This window comes from Streptomyces kronopolitis, assembly GCF_050953795.1.
Lineage (GTDB): Bacteria > Actinomycetota > Actinomycetes > Streptomycetales > Streptomycetaceae > Streptomyces > Streptomyces kronopolitis_A.
On the sequence record NZ_CP191850.1, the window covers coordinates 3,568,802 to 3,585,463 of the forward strand.

General features: G+C 73.9%; 15 protein-coding genes. 10 read left to right on the top strand and 5 right to left on the bottom strand.

Going from position 1 to position 16,662, the window contains the following annotated elements:
* Positions 1-41 precede the first annotated feature (41 nt).
* Genes ACQP17_RS15595 through ACQP17_RS15605 form a run of 3 tightly spaced genes read left to right on the top strand, consistent with a single transcriptional unit; the run spans position 42 to position 2,955 of the window.
* Entirely contained in the window at positions 42-842 is an 801-nt protein-coding gene (locus ACQP17_RS15595; protein WP_433856861.1) for a GntR family transcriptional regulator, read from the top strand.
* Positions 827-1,684, top strand: a complete 858-nt coding sequence (locus ACQP17_RS15600) for a sulfite exporter TauE/SafE family protein (RefSeq protein WP_433856862.1) — start codon at positions 827-829, stop codon at positions 1,682-1,684. Before ACQP17_RS15595 ends, ACQP17_RS15600 begins: the two co-directional genes overlap by 16 nt.
* A 56-nt stretch (positions 1,685-1,740) precedes the next feature.
* A complete protein-coding gene (locus ACQP17_RS15605; RefSeq protein WP_433856863.1) occupies positions 1,741-2,955 on the top strand; it encodes an FAD-dependent oxidoreductase in 1,215 nt (404 codons plus the stop codon).
* 132 nt (positions 2,956-3,087) lie between these two features.
* Here ACQP17_RS15605 and ACQP17_RS15610 read toward each other — a convergent pair whose 3' ends face one another.
* Positions 3,088-4,161, bottom strand: coding sequence for a MerR family transcriptional regulator (locus tag ACQP17_RS15610; protein ID WP_433856864.1), 1,074 nt, complete (start codon positions 4,159-4,161; stop codon positions 3,088-3,090).
* Positions 4,162-4,245: 84 nt separating this feature from the next.
* On the bottom strand, positions 4,246-5,607 hold the full coding sequence (locus ACQP17_RS15615; protein WP_433856865.1) for an amidohydrolase: 1,362 nt from the start codon (positions 5,605-5,607) through the stop codon (positions 4,246-4,248).
* 243 nt (positions 5,608-5,850) lie between these two features.
* Between ACQP17_RS15615 and ACQP17_RS15620 the strand changes: the two genes are divergently transcribed.
* From ACQP17_RS15620 to ACQP17_RS15635, 4 genes are all read left to right on the top strand, one after another.
* The gene (locus ACQP17_RS15620) at positions 5,851-6,885 is read left to right on the top strand and encodes a methyltransferase (protein ID WP_433856866.1); all 1,035 of its coding nucleotides are present in this window, start codon (positions 5,851-5,853) and stop codon (positions 6,883-6,885) included.
* A gap of 117 nt (positions 6,886-7,002) precedes the next feature.
* On the top strand, positions 7,003-8,148 hold the full coding sequence (locus ACQP17_RS15625) for a low temperature requirement protein A (RefSeq protein WP_433856867.1): 1,146 nt from the start codon (positions 7,003-7,005) through the stop codon (positions 8,146-8,148).
* A 452-nt stretch (positions 8,149-8,600) separates the two neighbouring features.
* Entirely contained in the window at positions 8,601-9,434 is an 834-nt protein-coding gene (locus ACQP17_RS15630) for a L,D-transpeptidase family protein (RefSeq protein ID WP_433856868.1), read from the top strand.
* Complete coding sequence (locus ACQP17_RS15635) at positions 9,427-10,548, top strand: P1 family peptidase (RefSeq protein WP_433859914.1); 1,122 nt, start codon at positions 9,427-9,429, stop codon at positions 10,546-10,548. Before ACQP17_RS15630 ends, ACQP17_RS15635 begins: the two co-directional genes overlap by 8 nt.
* A gap of 88 nt (positions 10,549-10,636) precedes the next feature.
* Here ACQP17_RS15635 and ACQP17_RS15640 read toward each other — a convergent pair whose 3' ends face one another.
* On the bottom strand, positions 10,637-11,353 hold the full coding sequence (locus ACQP17_RS15640; RefSeq protein ID WP_433856869.1) for a VIT1/CCC1 transporter family protein: 717 nt from the start codon (positions 11,351-11,353) through the stop codon (positions 10,637-10,639).
* Between the two features lie 85 nt (positions 11,354-11,438).
* Between ACQP17_RS15640 and ACQP17_RS15645 the strand changes: the two genes are divergently transcribed.
* Positions 11,439-12,056 (top strand): YIP1 family protein, encoded by a 618-nt coding sequence (locus ACQP17_RS15645; RefSeq protein ID WP_433856870.1) that lies wholly within the window; start codon positions 11,439-11,441, stop codon positions 12,054-12,056.
* Between the two features lie 22 nt (positions 12,057-12,078).
* On the opposite strand, the gene ACQP17_RS15650 is transcribed toward ACQP17_RS15645, so the two are convergent.
* Positions 12,079-12,408 carry a hypothetical protein gene (locus ACQP17_RS15650; RefSeq protein WP_364883036.1) on the bottom strand — a complete coding sequence of 110 codons (330 nt, stop codon included), beginning with the start codon at positions 12,406-12,408 and terminating at the stop codon, positions 12,079-12,081.
* Positions 12,409-12,678: 270 nt separating this feature from the next.
* Here ACQP17_RS15650 and ACQP17_RS15655 point away from each other — a divergent pair, with 270 nt between their 5' ends.
* Positions 12,679-13,956, top strand: a complete 1,278-nt coding sequence (locus tag ACQP17_RS15655; RefSeq protein ID WP_433856871.1) for a CaiB/BaiF CoA transferase family protein — start codon at positions 12,679-12,681, stop codon at positions 13,954-13,956.
* An 81-nt stretch (positions 13,957-14,037) separates the two neighbouring features.
* Positions 14,038-15,381, top strand: coding sequence for a L,D-transpeptidase (locus ACQP17_RS15660; protein WP_433856872.1), 1,344 nt, complete (start codon positions 14,038-14,040; stop codon positions 15,379-15,381).
* A 189-nt stretch (positions 15,382-15,570) separates the two neighbouring features.
* On the opposite strand, the gene ACQP17_RS15665 is transcribed toward ACQP17_RS15660, so the two are convergent.
* Positions 15,571-16,572: a sigma-70 family RNA polymerase sigma factor gene (locus tag ACQP17_RS15665; protein WP_433856873.1), complete on the bottom strand. Its 1,002-nt coding sequence runs from the start codon at positions 16,570-16,572 to the stop codon at positions 15,571-15,573.
* Positions 16,573-16,662: the final 90 nt, after the last annotated feature.

Below are 16,662 nucleotides of genomic sequence, written 5' to 3' on the forward strand. Positions count from 1 at the left end.
CACACCCCACGCCACCTCGTCAGTCCGCGGAGGAACCGACCATGACGACCGAGCCGCCGGACGGCGCGCACGAACCGCGCCCCCTGGACCGGCACTCGCCGCTGCCGCTGTGGGCGCAGCTCTTCGCCGATCTGCGCCGCCGGATGGAAGCCGGCGCGTTCCACGAGGAGTTCCCGGCCGAGCACCGGCTCACCGGCGAGTACGGGGTCAGCCGGCACACCGTCCGCGAGGCGCTGCGCAAACTGCGCGCCGACGGGCTGGTGATCGCCGAACGCGGCCGCGCCAGCCGGCTCGACACCCGCCGCATACAGCAGCCGCTGGGCTCGCTCTACAGCCTCTTCCGTGAGCTGGAGGGGCAGGGCGTGGAGCAGCGCAGCGAGGTGCTGCGGCTGGAGCGGACCGCGGACGGGACGATCGCGGGGCATCTGGGGCTGATCCCGGACGCGCCGCTGATCGTCCTGGAGCGGCTGCGGCTCGCGGACGGCGAACCGCTCGCCCACGACACCGCGTATCTGCCCGCCGAGGCCGCCGAGCCGCTGCTGGAGGCCGACTTCGGGCACACCTCGCTCTACGGGGAGCTGGCCCGGCGCTGCGGGGTGAAGGTCACCGGCGGGCGGGAGCGGATCCATCCGTTCCTGCCGGACATCCGGCAGGCGTGGCTGCTGGGGCTGGCCGACCGGGAGCCGGCGTTCGCCATCGAGCGGCTGGGGCGGGCCGGGGAGCGGCCCGTGGAGTGGCGCGAGACGGTGGTGCGCGGCGACCGGTTCACCTTCGTCGCGGAGTGGACCGACAACAGCCGGGCCGTCGCCCTGGCGCCGCGGGCCTCGTGTCCGTCCTCATAGCCGTCACGGCGCTGCCGTGCGGGCTGGTGATCGGGCTGCTGCTGGGCGCGCTGGGCGGCGGCGGTTCGGTGCTGGCGGTGCCCGCGCTGGTGTATCTGCTGGGGCAGTCGCCGCACGAGGCGACCGCGGGCGCGCTGGTCGTGGTCACGGTCGGCGCGGTGACCGGGCTGGTGTGCCATGCGCGCGCCGGGCGGGTCCGCTGGGCGGCCGGTGCGGCCTTCGGGGCGCTGGGTACGGCCGGCAGTTACCTCGGTTCCCGGTGGAGCGCGGCGCTGGATCCCACGGTGCTGATGGCGGCGTTCGCAGGGCTGATGCTCGTGGTGGCGGTGATGTTGCTGGTACGGGGGTTGCGTGCCGCGCGGGAGGCGGACGGTACGGGCCTGCCGGGGACGCCGCGGCCCGTGTCGGCCGAGCCCTTGCGGGATTCCCGGAGTGCGCCCGCCTCGTCCGGCTCCCCCGCCCCCATCCGTCCGGCCCGGGTCGCCGCGACCGCCTCCGCCGTCGGGCTGCTCACCGGCTTCTTCGGGGTCGGCGGCGGGTTCGTCGTCGTCCCCGCCCTCACCCTGGTGCTGGGCCTGGAGATGCCGGTGGCCATAGGGACCTCGCTCCTGGTCATCCTCGTCAACTCCCTGACCGCGCTGGGCACCCGGGCCGGCACCGGCACCCTGGACTGGCCGCTGCTGGCCGGGTTCGCGGCCTGCGCCGCGGTCGGCAGCAACCTCGGCAACCGCCTCACCTCCCGCCTGCGCCCGCAGGCTTTGACCACGGCGTTCGCCGGTCTGGTCACCGTCCTCGCGGTCGCGATGGCCGCCGTCGCCCTTCCGCACCTCTGGGCCCCGTGACCCGGCGCGCCGCGCACCGACCCGTCCTTTTCCACCCACTCTCCAAGGAGGTACCCATGGCTCCGGCATCCGCCGCCCCGTCCCACCACCAGGTCCTGATCGTCGGCGGCGGCACCGCGGGCATCACCGTCGCCGCCCGGCTGCGGCGGGCCGGCATCCGCGGCATCACCCTGCTGGAGCCCTCCGAGACGCACTGGTACCAGCCGTTGTGGACGCTGGTCGGCGGCGGCCAGGCCCCGTTGCGAGCCTCGCTGCGCACCGAGGCGGACGTCATACCGCCGGGGGTGCGCTGGCTGCGCGAGCGCGCCACCGCCGTCGATCCCACCGCCCGTACGGTCACCACCGGCTCCGGTCGGGTCCTGTCCTACGGGCGGCTGGTTCTCGCCCCCGGCCTGCAGCTCGACTGGGACGGGGTGCCCGGGCTGTCCGCGGCCCTCGGCCACGGCGGGGTGAGCAGCAATTACCGGCCCGATCTCGCCCCGCTCACCTGGGAGTTGATCCGCCGGATGCGGAGCGGCACGGCGGTGTTCACCATGCCGTCCGGGCCGGTGAAGTGTGGTGGCGCCCCGCAGAAGATCGCGTATCTGGCGGCCGACCACTGGCGCAAGCGCGGTGTCCTGGGGGCGATCCGCACCATTTTGGTGCTGCCGGAGCCGGCGATGTTCAAGGTGCCGGTCTTCGACCGCGCGCTGACGGAGACGGCCCGGCGGTACGGCATCGAGGTGCGGCTCAGCTCGGAGATGACCCGGCTGGACGGCGCCGCCCGCGAGGCGGAGATCACCGATCACGCCACCGGCAAGACCGAGACCGTGCACTACGACCTGCTGCACGCCGTACCGCCGCAGCGCGCCCCCGAGTGGCTGGCGAACGGCCCGCTCGCCGACCCCGCTTCGCCGCACGGCTATGTCAGAACCGACCGGGAGACCCTCCAGCACCCGGACTTCCCGAACGTGTTCGTCCTCGGTGACGTCGCGCATCTGCCGACGTCCAAGACGGGTGCGGCGATCCGCAAGCAGGCTCCGGTGGTCGTCGACAACCTTCTCGCGGGTCTGCGCGGCGGGCCCGCGACCGCCCGCTACGACGGTTACACCTCCTGCCCCCTGGTGACCGCCCGCCACAAGATGCTGCTCGCCGAGTTCGACTACGACCTGCGGCCCACCCCCTCGATCCCCTTCCTCGACACCACCCGCGAACGCACCGACATGTGGTTCCTCAAGCGCTACGGCCTGCCGCAGCTCTACTTCAAGGGGATGCTGAAGGGGCTGGCTTAGGGGGCGGGCTGCCCGTGGACGGCGGGGAGGCCGGGCGGACCGGGTCGTAACCGTGCCTCCCGCCCGCCCGAGGGCTCGGCGCGGTGGCCGCCGGAGAACCGGCCGGCCGCCGCGCCCCTCACCGTCCCCGGGCTATGCCGCCGCTATGTCCGCCACCACACAGGCCACGTTGTCCGGCGCCCCCGCCTCGTGGGTCCGTCGGACGAGTTCGCGTACGGCCCGGTCGGGGGTGGGGGCGGTGGTGAGGACGGCCTGGATCGTGTCCGGGGACAGGACCTGGGTCAGGCCGTCGGTGCACAGGAGGTAGCGCTCCCCGGGGTGGGCTTCGAGCAGTTCCACGTCGGGGGTGAACTCGGTGTCCGCGTCGAGTGCGCGCAGCAGCAGACCGTGCTGCGGGTGGGACGGGGCCTCCTCGGGAGTGAGCCGGCCCTCGTCGATGAGTGACTGGACCGGGCTGTGGTCGTGGGTGATGCGGAACAGGCCGGAGTCGCGCAGGACATGGGCCCGCGAGTCCCCGATGTGCAGCAGCGCCAGCCGGCTGCCGGAGCGGAGCAGCGCGGTCAGGGTGCTGCCGGTCGCCCCGTCCGCCGAGGGAGCGGCGCGGTGGGCGCGGCGGGCGGCCTCCTCCAGGGCGCCCGGGAGGTCCGCCGTGGCCAGGTCCTGCTGCTCCAGGCCCTTGAGGGCGTCGATGGCGGCGGTGGCGGCCGGGCCGCCGCGGGGGCCGTAGCCGTCGGCCACGGCCAGCAGCCGGGGGCCCGCGTAGGCCGCGTCCTGCTGGCGGGGGCGTACCGGGCCCCGGTCGGTCAGGGCGGCGCAGCGCATCGTCAGGGGCGCACGGGACGGAGTCATACCGGTGTCCTTTCGCTTCAGCTGATCGACAAGGAAGGCGGCCAGGTCCCGGCGGGCCGCGGTGTCGGCCTCGATCTGTGCCCAGTACGCGGCGACGGCCGCGGCCGCGGCGGCCGGGGCCAGCCGGCCCACCTCGCGGATGCGGGCCAGCGGCATCCCGAGCCGGCGCAGCCAGGCCACCAGCCGGGCCTGCTCCAGCTGGGCCGGGGCGTAGTGGCGGTAGCCGCTGTGCGGGTCGACGCGGGCCGGGGTCAGCAGGCCGAGTTCGTCGTAGAGGCGCAGTGCCTTGGGCGAGAGCCGGCAGGCCCGGGCGAACGCCCCGATGGTCAGCAGCTGACCGTTCTCGTACGGCGTCATGCCCGTGCCTCCGTCCGTCCGTCTTCCTCGTGCCGGGCGCCTCGCCCGGCACCGCCGATGCTGGGGCTTGCCCCAGGGACAAGGTCAAACGCCCGGCGCCGCCTTGCCCCGGGCGGCCTGCCCGGCCGGTTCGCCGGCGGTGTCCCTCGCGGACGGCGCCAGCTGGTTGAGCGCCGCGGCGGTCAGCGCCTCGACGCCCATGGTGAGGGTCGGGCGGACGACCGGGACGAAGTGCGGGGAGTGGTTGGAGGGGATGTCCTGTGCCAGCCGCCCGGCGGCCAGCGCCGCGTGGAATTCCTCGGGGTCCCAGCCGCCCAGCCACCAGTAGTAGAGCGGCGCCCCGGCGGCGGTCGCCAGCAGCCCGGCGTCCTCGCTGCCGGTGGCCGGCTCGTAGGCGAACACCCGCTGGTCGCCGAAGAGCGCGGTGAACGCCTCGTTGACCTGCCGCAGGGCGGTGGCGTCGTTGACGGTGACCGGGAAGGCGTCCAGGACCTCGATCTCGGGGGCGCGCTCGGCGCCGGAGGCGGCGGCCTCGGCCCGCGCGATGCGGTCGACGGCGGCCAGCACGGCGCTGCGCACCGACTCGTCGAAGGTACGGATGCTGAGCCGTACGACGGCCCGGTCGGGGATGACATTGGCGGAGTCCCCGGCGCGGAAGGAGCCGACGGTGACCACCGCCCGGTCCTTCGGCGCGACCTCGCGGGCCACCACGGACTGCACCCGCTGCACGAAGGAGGCGGCCATCAGGATCGGGTCGACGGTGGTCTCGGGCCGTGAGCCGTGGCCGCCGGAGCCGTGGAAGGTGATCTCCAGGCTGTCGGCGGCGGCCATGCAGGGGCCGGGGCAGTAGGCGATCAGCCCGGCGGCGAGCGGGGCGACATGCTGGGCCAGGACCACGTCGGGGGTGGGGACCAGGCCCTGGGAGTAGAGGCCGGCGTCGATCATGGCGCGGGCGCCGCCGCCGATCTCCTCGGCGGGCTGGAAGAGCGCGATCAGCGTGCCGGACCAGTGGTCTCGGCCCGCGGCGAGCAGATCGGCGGCGCCCAGCAGGCACGTCACATGGACGTCGTGCCCGCAGGCGTGCATCCGGCCGGGGGCCGTGGAGGCGTAATCCAGGCCGGAGTTCTCGGTGACCGGCAGGGCGTCCATGTCGGCGCGCAGCAGGACCACGGGTCCGGGTCCGTTGCGCAGGACGCCGACGACGCCGGTCTCCGCGATGCCGGTGGTGACGTCGTAGCCAGCCGCGGTCAGCCGGCGGGCGGCCTCGGCGGCGGTACGGGTCTCCTGGAAGCCGAGCTCGGGATGCCGGTGCAGGTCCTCGTAGAGGGCCACGAGGGCCGGGAGGCGCTCGCCGAGCGGCGCCAGGACGGCGGCCGGGGCGGAGTCGGTGCGGTGCTCGGCGTCATCGTCCGGGCCCGTCGTGCCTGTCGTGTCGCTGTCGCTCATACGCGCATTCGACCATGTCCGGCCGCCCCGCATCGAGGGACTGCCCCCGGCATCTCCCCGAGCCGTCCCCTAGGGCCCACGCCCCGGCCGTCGCCACCGGCCCGTCACGTCATCCCGCCTTCCCCTGGCCGGACTTCGCGGTTGACCCGGCGGACGCCCGTGACACCGGCCCGCCCGGCTGCAACCGTGGATCATCCCGGCGACCGGGACCAGCAAGCCCAAGACGCTGACTGGAGGCTGACGTTGGCCACTTCCCCCGACCGCTCGACCGGCGAGCCCCGCGACCTCACGGCTCACCTGATGGACCAGGCCATGGGCCACCTCTTCTCCGCCGCGCTGCGCACCGCGGCGCAGCACCGCATCGCCGACCATCTCGCCGAGGGCCCGCGCACCGCCGGGCAGCTGGCCGCCGCCACCGGCACCCACGCCCCGCACCTGCGCCGCGTGCTGCGCTACCTCGCCACCCGCGGCATCTTCCGGGAGGACACCGCGGGGGCCTTCCGGCTGACGCCGGCCGCCGCCCCGCTGCGCACCGGCGTCCCCGACTCGCTGCACGACGCGGTCATGATGATGACCGACGACCTCTTCCGGCAGGTCTCGGCCGACCTGCCGGAGTCGGTGCGCGAGGGCGGCACCTCCTTCGAGCGGCTCCACGGGGCGCCCCTCTTCACGCACCTGGAGTCGGATCCGGACACCCGGCGGCTCTTCGACGACGGGATGTCGTCGCTGTCCGCACCCCTGGACGAGGCGGTGGCGGCGGTCTACCCGTTCCCGGCGACCAGCGGCACGGTCGTGGACGTCGGGGGCGGCCGCGGCGGGCTGCTGCGCGCCGTGCTGCGCCGCCATCCGCGGCTGGCCGGGGTGCTCTTCGACCTGGCGCCGCCGCTGGCCCACCACCTCCTGGAGGGTGACGAGTTGAAGGGCCGCTGGCGCACGGTGGAGGGCGACTTCTTCGCGTCCGTACCGGAGGGCGGGGACGTCTACGTCCTCAAGCAGGTCCTGCACGACTGGCCGGACGAGGCCTGCCGGCGGATCCTGCGCAGCTGCCACACGGCGATGGCGCCCGGCGGCCGGCTGCTGGTCATCGACTCCGTGCTGCCGCCGGGCAACGCCCCGCACTTCGGCAAGACCCTGGACGTGGCGATGCTGGCCGTGGTGGAGGGGCGGGAGCGCACAGCGGAGGAGTTCGCGACGCTGCTGTCGGCCGAGGGGTTCCGGCTGACCCGGGTACTGCCGACCTCGGCCTTCCCCTCGATCGTGGAGGCGGTCGCCGAGTAGCCGCCGGCCCGCACGACACGCCGCCCCCGCTCCCCTCGTCGTCGGCGGCGGCCGCCCGCGCTGTACTGAGGGCGGCCGCTCCGGCCGACGACGAGGGGAGCCGAGGTGCCGGTTCGCATGCGGGCGCGCCGACGCGACGAGGAGCACCGCACCGCGACCCCGCTGGAGCTCTTCTTCGACCTGTGCTTCGTCGTGGCGATCGCCCAGGCGGGCCGGCAGCTGGCGCACGCGCTCGCCGAGGGGGATCCGGGCCACGGCCTGTTCGGCTATCTGATGCTCTTCTTCGCCATCTGGTGGGCGTGGATGAACTTCAGCTGGTTCGCCTCGGCCTACGACACCGACGACCCGCTGTACCGCGTGGTGACGCTGGTCCAGATGGCGGGGGTGCTGATCCTGGCGGCCGGTGTGCCGCGGGCCTTCACCGGGAGCGACTTCACCCTGGTGTGGTGCGGGTTCGTGGTGATGCGGCTGGCGATGGTCGCCCAGTGGCTGCGGGCCGCGCACGGCAGCCGGGGTGCCGAGCGGCGCACCGCGCTGTCCTACGCCCTGGGGGTGACGGTGTGCCAGGTCGGCTGGCTGGGGCTGCTGCTCCTGCCGAAGGGGGACGTGCCCTGGGTGTTCCTGAGCGTGGGCGCGCTGGAGCTGGCCGTCCCCGGGCTGGCCGAGCGGGCCTGGCGGACGAGCTGGCATGCCCATCACATCGCGGAGCGCTACGGCCTGTTCACCCTCATCGTGCTGGGCGAGACGGTCGCGGCGGCCACCCTCGCCGCGCAGTCGGCGCTGGACGAGCACGACGAGCCGGTCGGTCTGCTGCCGCTCGCGGGCGGCGGGCTGCTGCTGGTCTTCGCCGCGTACTGGATCTACTTCGCCGTGCCCGTCCACCGCCACCTGCACTCGAACCGGCAGGCGTTCCTGTGGGGCTACGGCCACTACCTGGTCTTCGGGTCGGCGGCCGCGGTCGGCGCGGGCATCGAGGTCGTGGTGGTGGAGTCGTCCGGCCGGGCGCGGCTGTCGGCACTGGGGGCGGCCGCGTGCGTCACGGTGCCCTATGCGGTGTTCCTGTGCACGGTGTGGCTGATCCACTCCCGGCACCACAAGCGCGGCGCGGCCCAGCAGCTGGTGCTGCCGGTGTCGGCGCTGCTGGTCCTGGTGTGCACCCTCGCCGGGCGTGCGGCGGTGCCGGCGGCGGGCCTGGTGGCGGCCGCGGCCGTCGCGGCCGGCGTGCATCTCACGTCCCGTCAGGGCGCGGCGCCGGTGGAGTAGCCGGCGCCGCGCGCCGTCACCCGTCTCGGGGAGCGGGCCGGCACCGATCTCCGGGAGCGGCCCGGACGCACCCCGGTGGCCGTCCTCCCCCGGGCGCGTCGCGCCGCTCCGCCATAAGCGTGCCGAACGGCCGTACAGCCCCGCCCCGGCCCTGATTCTGCATCAGATCGAGCCATCTTCGTCCCCCGGCCGGGCGAGGGCCCGCCACCAGCGCGGCCCCGGTGCCGGCCCCGGCGCACAACCCGCCCACAGGCCGTCAATTACCCACCAATGGACCCCACTTCCGCCTGGCGCCCGCCGGTGTTCGCGGTGGTGCGCGGGGGCCAGCGGAGGCGCACCGACGTCGACGCGGTAGGGTGCAGATTGCCCTTTTTATGACAGGGAGTGCCCCTGTGGGAGAACCACCGAAAGCCCCGGGCAGACCGCCGTCCGTACTGGAGGAGACGCCAGCCATGGCCCGCCATGCTCAGTCCCGCGCGCGGACGCGACTGTCCCGGCGCAGCAAGGCCGTGAGCGGTCTCGCCGTCTCCACCCTGGTCGGGACCGCCCTGTGGGCGTGGCCGGCCTCGGGGGACGATCACAACGGCGGGACCGACGCCAAGAGCACCACGTCCGCGACGGCTTCCGGCCCGGACACGCCACGTACTCCCGCGGCCGCGCCGAAAACCGCCCCGAACGCCGCACCGAACGGCCCCGCCGCCCGGCAGATCCCCGGCCTGAGCGACGCCGCCAGGAAGCGGATACCGGCCAACTCCCGACAGGTGCTGGTCGTCACCGGCAAGGGGATGGACTCCTTCGAGTCCCGGGTCGTCCTCTACACCCGTGCGCAGGGGTCCGAGGACTGGACGCCGGGCCCCACCTGGGGCGCGCACAACGCCGCCCACGGCTGGACCGACGACCACCGCTACGGCGACCTGCGCTCCCCCATCGGGGTCTTCGCGCTCACGGACGCCGGCGGCCGGCTGGCCGCCCCCGGGGGCACCCGGCTGCCCTACGACCGCAACAACAGCTTCGTCGCCGACGGCACCGGCGTGGACGGCGAGCCGCTGGCCGGCGCCTTCGACTACGTCATCGCCATCAACTACAACCGGGAGGCCGGCACCTCCCCCCTGGACAAGCAGCGTCCGTGGGGCGACGCCAAGGGCGGCGGGGTGTGGCTGCACGTCGACCACGACGGCCCCACCCAGGGCTGTGTGAGCCTCAAGCCCAAGGTGATGAAGGAACTGCTGCGCGACCTCGACCCGAGCCTGCACCCGGTCATCGTGATGGGACCGGCCGATTACTGAGCAGCCACCGGGCGCGCCGCACCCCGCGGGGCCGCGGGACGCCCTGACCGACGTCCTCGGCCTGCGGGTCGGCCACGCCCAGCGGACCGGCGACGGGCATCTGAGCGGCACGACCGTGGTGCTGGCCCCCGACGGCGGCGCCGTCGCGGCCGTGGAGGTGCGCGGCGGCGGGCCCGGCACCCGGGAGACCGACGCGCTGGACCCGCGCAACCTCGTCCCGCGCATCGAGGCGGTCGTCCTGACCGGCGGCAGCGCCTTCGGTCTTGACGCCGCGTCCGGTGTCGTCGCCTGGCTGGAGGAACAGGGCCGCGGCTTCCGGGTGGGTCCCGACCCCGCCCAGGTCGTCCCGGTCGTGCCGGCCGCTGCGCTGTTCGACCTCGGGCGCGGCGGCGACTGGCGGGCCCGTCCGGACGCCGCGCTGGGCCGGGCGGCGGTCACGGCCGCGGCGGTCACCGCCCCGGGCGGCCCGGTCGCCGAGGGCAACACCGGCGCCGGAACGGGCGCGGTGGCCGGCGGCCTCAAGGGCGGCGTCGGCACCGCGAGCGCGGTCCTCCCCTCGGGCACCACCGTCGCCGCGCTGGCCGCCGTCAACGCCGCGGGCTCGGTCGCCGACCCCCGTACCGGCGCCCTCTACGGGCGGCTGTACGAGGGCGGCACCGACCTGCCGGCGCCCGGGGTGCACGCGGCCGCGCTGCGCCGGCTGGCCGAGGCCGCGGAGCTGTCCCGGGCCCGCTCGGCCGCGTCGGTCCGTCCGCCGCTGAACACCACCCTGGTGGTGGTCGCCACCGACGCCGCCCTCACCCGCGCCCAGGCCCACAAGCTCGCCGGCACCGCGCACGACGGGCTGGCCCGCGCCATCCGCCCGGTCCATCTGCTGTCCGACGGCGACACCGTCTTCACCCTGTCCACCGCCGCCCGCCCGCTGGTTCCGGAAGAGGCGCTCACCGACGCCGCCTTCGGCATCCACGCGGAGGCCGGGGCGCTGAACGAGATCCTGTCCGCCGGCGCGGACGTGGTCGCCCGGGCCGTGGTCCGCGGCGCCCTGGCGGCGGAGACGGTGGACGGCGCCGGGGGCCTCTTCCCCTCGTACCGCGACCTCTACGGGGCGGGCTGAGCCGGCCTTCGCCGCTCACTCGTACCGGTGACGCGAACCGCCTCCGGGCCGTCGCCGACGGGCGCGCCACCACGGCACACCGGTCCGCTCACACCCCGACGGCCCCCAGCACCGACCCCGCCGCATACGTCACGCCCATCGCCAGCGCCCCGCCCGCGACATTGCGCAGGATCGCGCGTCGCACCGGTGCGGCGCCCAGCCGGGCGCTGCTCCAGCCGCACAGCGCGAGCGCCACCAGCACCGCCAGCACCGTGATCCACAGCCGTTGTCCGGTGGGCGGCAGCACGATCGCCAGCAGCGGCAGCAGCGCCCCCACCGTGAACGCGAGGAAGCTCGCGCCCGCCGCGTGCCAGGGGTTGGTCAGCTCGTCGGGGTCGATGCCCAGCTCCACCTCGGCATGGGCCCGCAGCGCGTCGTGCTCGGTGAGCTGCTCGGCGACCTCACGGGCCAGCCGGCCGTCCAGCCCCTTGCCCTCCAACAGCTCCGTCAGCTCGATCAGTTCCGCCTGCGGCTCGGTCGCCAGCTCCCGCTTCTCCGTCGCCAGCGCGGCCTTCTCGGAGTCCCGCTGGGTGGAGACCGAGACGTACTCGCCGGCCGCCATCGACATGGACCCGGCCAGCAGCCCCGCCAGCCCCGCCGTCAGCAGGGCGGCCCGTTCGTCGGTGGCGCCGGCGACCCCGACGACCAGCCCGGCGGTGGACACGATGCCGTCGTTGGCGCCGAGGACCGCGGCCCGCAGCCAGTTGAGCCGGCTGCCGAGTCCGCCGCCGTGCGCCTCGTCGTGCTCCGGTGTCTGCGCAGTCACCGGCCGAGCCTCTCATCCGCACCGGCCGTGGTCGCGCCCGACGCCCCCGCACCACGGCGAATTGGCCGGTGGTAGAAACGGCTTCATGCCCGCACCACCCCCCTCCCCCTGGCACCCGCCGCCCACGCTCGTCCAGCCGGCTCCGCGCGCCCCCGCGCCGCGCCGCCGACTGTGGTGGCACCGGCTGATATTCGGGCTGTGGTACCGGCCGGTGGAGGTGCTCGACGAGGCGCGGGACCGCAGCGCTTGGAGCGCGGCGGTGCTGCTGTCGCTGATCAGCGGCGGCATCGGGGTGGTGTCGATGGACGCCTTCCACACCCAGTGGGCCGCCGACCGGACCGCGGCGCTGCAACTCGTCGGGCTGGCCGAGGCGGGGGTGCTCACCGCCAGCCTCGTGCTGGGCGCGGTCGCGCACGCCATCGCCCGCACGCTCGGCGGCATAGGCCGCTTCGCGCCGACCGCGAGCCTGTTCATCGTGCTGTTCTGGGTGACGGATCTGCCGCGGCTGGCGATCGCCGCCTGGCTGCCGACCGACGCCACCTTCGTGCAGGCCGCGACCTGGACGACCTGGGGCTTCGGCTACCTCTTGGCGGTGCTGCTCATACGGGGCCAGCACCATCTGCCGACGTGGAAGTCGACGGCCGCCGTGTCGGTGCAGATGCTGACCGCGCTGGCCCTGCTGCGGCTGGGCCCGGGCAGCTGAGGCCGCCCGGCCGGCCGCCGTCTCACCGGGGGCCGGTCAACTGCCGGACGAGGCCCTCGAACGCCGTGCGTTCGGCCTCGCTCAGCTCCACGCACTCCGAGGGCGGGCCGGCCGGACCGGTCTGCCGCGGCACCGAACCGAGCAGCTCCGGGCGGCCGGGCAGGGCGTCCGGCCCCGGCCACGCGAACCGCCCCCGCGGCGCGTAGCGGGTCCGCATCTCCTGCCGGTCGCGCCACATGGCCGCCTCGTACCGGCCGCGGCGCAGCATTCTGGTCAGCCCGGCGGTCCAGACGACGGCCAGCGCGAAGACCACGCCGAGGGCGATCTGCTGCACAATCGAGACGGGGAGCATGCGGTCCTCCCGGACGGGTGAGGCGCTGGGCTCACGCCAGTAGACACCACACCCCGGGACGTTCGACAGGGGATCTTGGGACTTAAGTCCCGAAGTGACGCATCTCCTATGGCATTTCGCTACATTTCCGGCTCGACACCTTCCTGCGGCGACCCGGGTCGCCACCCTGGCAGGGACCGCCCCACCCCGTTGGACACGCCGGAGTCTTCCCCCGGCGAAGATCGTCCCGGACGATGGCGGCACCCCGTCCGCGACGTGAGGAGAACGCCCGTGCCGCAGCCGCCCCGGCCGCCCGCCGACGCCGCCTCACCATCCCCTGCCGCCGGCCCGCCCGGTGGCTCGCCGGCCCGTGCCCTGGACGGCATCCTCGTCGCGGACTTCAGCCGGGTGCTGGCCGGGCCGCTGGCCGCCGCGACGCTGGCCGACCTGGGCGCCGAGGTGATCAAGGTGGAGCGGCCGGGCACCGGCGACGACATCCGCGCCTGGGGCCCGCCGTTCGGCCCCGGGGAGCCGGAGCCGGACTGCGGCGGCCCGGGGCGGCACGGCACCGCGGCGTACTTCGACGCCGCGAACCGTTCCAAGCGCGGGCTGGCCCTGGACCTGAACGATCCGGACGACGCGGCCGCGGCCCGCGAGTTGGCCCGGCGGGCCGACGTGCTCATCGAGAACTTCCGCCCCGGCTCGCTCGCCCGCCACGGCCTGGACCACACCGCCACCCGGGCCGCCAACCCCGGCCTGGTGCACTGCACCATCACCGGCTTCGGCGCCGGCCCGGGCGCCCGGCTGCCCGGCTACGACTTCGTCGTCCAGGCCGTCGGCGGGCTGATGAGCCTCACCGGCGAGCCCGGCGGGACGCCCCTGAAGACCGGCGTCGCGCTGGTGGACGTGCTGACCGCGAAGGACGCAGCCACCGGCATCCTGGCGGCGCTGCGGCACCGCGACCGCACCGGCGAGGGCCAGCTGCTGGAAGTGAATCTGCTCTCCTCGCTGCTGGGTTCGCTGGTCAATCAGGCGTCCGGCCACCTGGCCACCGGCCGCGACCCCGCCCCCATGGGCAACCGCCATCCGAGCATCGCCCCGTACGAGACGCTGGCCTGCCGGGACGGGGAACCGCTCGCGGTGGCGGCCGGCAACGACCGGCAGTTCCGGGCACTGGTGGAGGCGCTGGGCGCACCGGAACTGGCCGATGACATCCGATTCGTCCGTAATCACGATCGGGTGCAAAACCGCACAGACCTCATCAAAGCACTCGAAAACCTACTGGCCGCCGACACGCCGCAGGCCTGGTCCGAGCGGCTGTCCGCGACCTCGGTCCCCTGTGGTCCCGTCAACACCCTCTCCCAGGCCCTGTCGTTGGCGACGCGGCTCGGACTCGATCCGGTGACCCCGGTCGGAGCGGGTCGAATCCCCCAAGTCACCAGCCCTCTCCGCCTCTCGGGCACTCCGGTGGCCCAACCCTTCGCGCCACCCCGCCTGGACGAACACGGCCCGGCGCTGCGAACCTGGCTGTCAGGGTCGGCCGACCACCCCCTACCGCCACGCACGTGACCTTCCTCACAAGCAGGCCGCACCCGCAACCAAATCCGCCCGCTCGTGCTGTTTATCAGCACGGAACCACAACCCCCCTGTATGGAGCAGCTCGTGACAACGCCGGACAACCCCGCGCCCGCTCGGTCCCGCACCCCGCACCAGCTGCTCCTGTCGGACGAGCAGCCGGCGCCCGGTACGCCGCGCCGGCACCGCCGGATGCGCCGCACGCTCGCCGTGACGGCCCTGTTCGCGGCAGGGGCACTGTCCCTGTCCGCCTGCGGTGGGGACGCCTCGGCCGGGGGCAATGACGACGGCAAGAACGGCCAGGCCGCGGCCGACGCCGCGGCCGCCAAGAACGCCTCCGACGCCAAGATCAAGATCTCGTCGGACGACGGCGCCACCAACGCCAGCATCAACGAGACCGGGGTGAAGGTCACCGGCGGCAAGTTGACCGAGGTGAAGCTCACCGACGCGAACGGCAAGGACGTCGCCGGCGCCATATCGCCCGACGGCTCCTCCTGGAAGCCGGGGGTGCAGCTGGAGCGTGGCACCAAGTACCGGATCGCGGCGAAGGCCAAGGACTCCAAGGGGCGCACGGCCACCGAGAACTCGTCGTTCACGACGGTCTCCAACGCCAACAGCTTCATCGGCTCCTACACGCCCGACGACGGCAAGACCGTCGGCGTGGGCATGCCGGTGTCGTTCAACTTCGACAAGGCGATCACCAACAAGAAGGACGTCCAGTCCCACATCACGGTGACCTCCAGCAGCGGCCAGAAGGTCGTCGGCCACTGGTTCGGCTCCCAGCGCCTGGACTTCCGGCCCGAGGACTACTGGAAGGCCGGCTCCAAGGTCACCATGAAGATCGACCTGGACGGGGTCAAGGGCGGCCAGGGCATCTCCGGCGTCCAGTCCAAGACGGTCTCCTTCACCATCGGCCGCTCCCAGGTCTCCACCGTCGACATGAACACCCAGCAGATGACCGTCAAGCGCGACGGCAAGACCTACAAGACCATCCCGATCTCCGGCGGCAGCCCCGAGCACCCGACCTACAACGGCCAGATGGTCATCTCGGAGAAGTTCGAGCAGACCCGGATGGACGGCTCGACCGTCGGCTTCAAGAACTCGGACGGCAAGGGCGAGTACGACATCAAGGATGTTCCGCACGCCATGCGGCTGTCGGCCTCCGGCACCTTCATCCACGGCAACTACTGGGGCTCCCCGTCGGTGTTCGGCAACTCCGGCACCAGCCACGGCTGCGTCGGCCTGCGCGACCAGAAGGGCGGCGGCGGTGACACCCCCGGCAAGTGGTTCTTCAACGAGTCCCTGATCGGCGACGTCGTCATCGTCAAGAACTCCAAGGACCAGACCGTCAAGCCGGACAACGGCCTCAACGGCTGGAACATGTCCTGGTCCGAGTGGCAGGCGGGCAGCGCGGCCTGACGGCGGCGCACACACGAAAGGCGGTGGCCGGCTCCCCGGGGGGGGCCGGCCACCGCCTTTTCGTCGCTCTTCCGCTCCGGGTCGGGGCACATCCCGTCGACGCACGTGTACGAGCCCCGACGCCGAGACGGCACCGGGGCTCATCCTTCAGTGGGCCGACCTGCCCGGGCGGGCTTGCTCGGCCTTCGGTTACGCGGCCGCGTCGAAGCCGGTGTCGCGCGCCATCCGCTTCAGCTCCAGCAGCGCGTGCTTCTCTATCTGGCGGATCCGCTCGCGGGTCAGGCCGTGCTGCTTGCCGACTTCGGTCAGGGTGCGCTCGCGGCCGTCCTCGATGCCGTAGCGGGCCTTGATGATCGAGGCGGTGCGGTGGTCGAGCCGGTCTATCAGGTCCTCCAGCTCCTCGCTGCGCAGCAGCGTCAGGACGGACTGCTCGGGCGAGGCCGCGGAGGTGTCCTCCAGCAGATCGCCGAACTGGGTGTCGCCGTCGTCGTCCACCGACATGTTGAGGCTGACCGGGTCGCGCGCCCAGTCGAGGACATCGGTGACACGGGCGGGAGTGGAGCCCAGCTCGCCGGCGACCTCCGCCGGCTCCGGGTCACGGCCGTTCTCACGGTTGAACTCGCGCTGCACCCGGCGTATCCGGCCCAGCTCCTCCACGAGGTGCACGGGCAGCCGGATCGTGCGCGACTGATCGGCGATGGACCGGGTGATGGCCTGGCGGATCCACCACGTCGCATACGTCGAGAACTTGAAGCCCTTGGCGTAGTCGAACTTCTCCACGGCACGCACCAGGCCGGCGTTGCCCTCCTGGATCAGATCGAGCAGGGGCAGTCCGGCACGCGGGTAGCGGCGGGCCACCGCGACCACCAGCCGGAGGTTGGAGCGGATGAAGACGTCCTTGGCCTTGGCGCTCTCCCCGACCAGCGCCTCCAGCTCCTCGGGGCCGGCACCTGCGGCATTGCCGTCGGTGACCTCGCCGTCGAGGATCTGCTGGGCGTAGACACCCGCCTCGATGGTCTGGGACAGCTCGACCTCCTTGGCGGCGTCGAGGAGTGGCGTACGCGCGATCTCGTCGAGGTACATGCCGACCAGGTCGCGGTCGGCGATCTCCCCGCCTATTGCGCGAACACTGTGGGCCCCGTCAGAAGCGCTGGTGCTGTCCTGACGCCGGGCGACGGCACGGGTTGCCATGCGTGTGCTCCCTTTGCGATGAGTCGGTCGCGGGACGGTGGGGCGGACCGGATCGTCCATCGAAGGCCGATGCTTGCCGAGCGGCCCGTC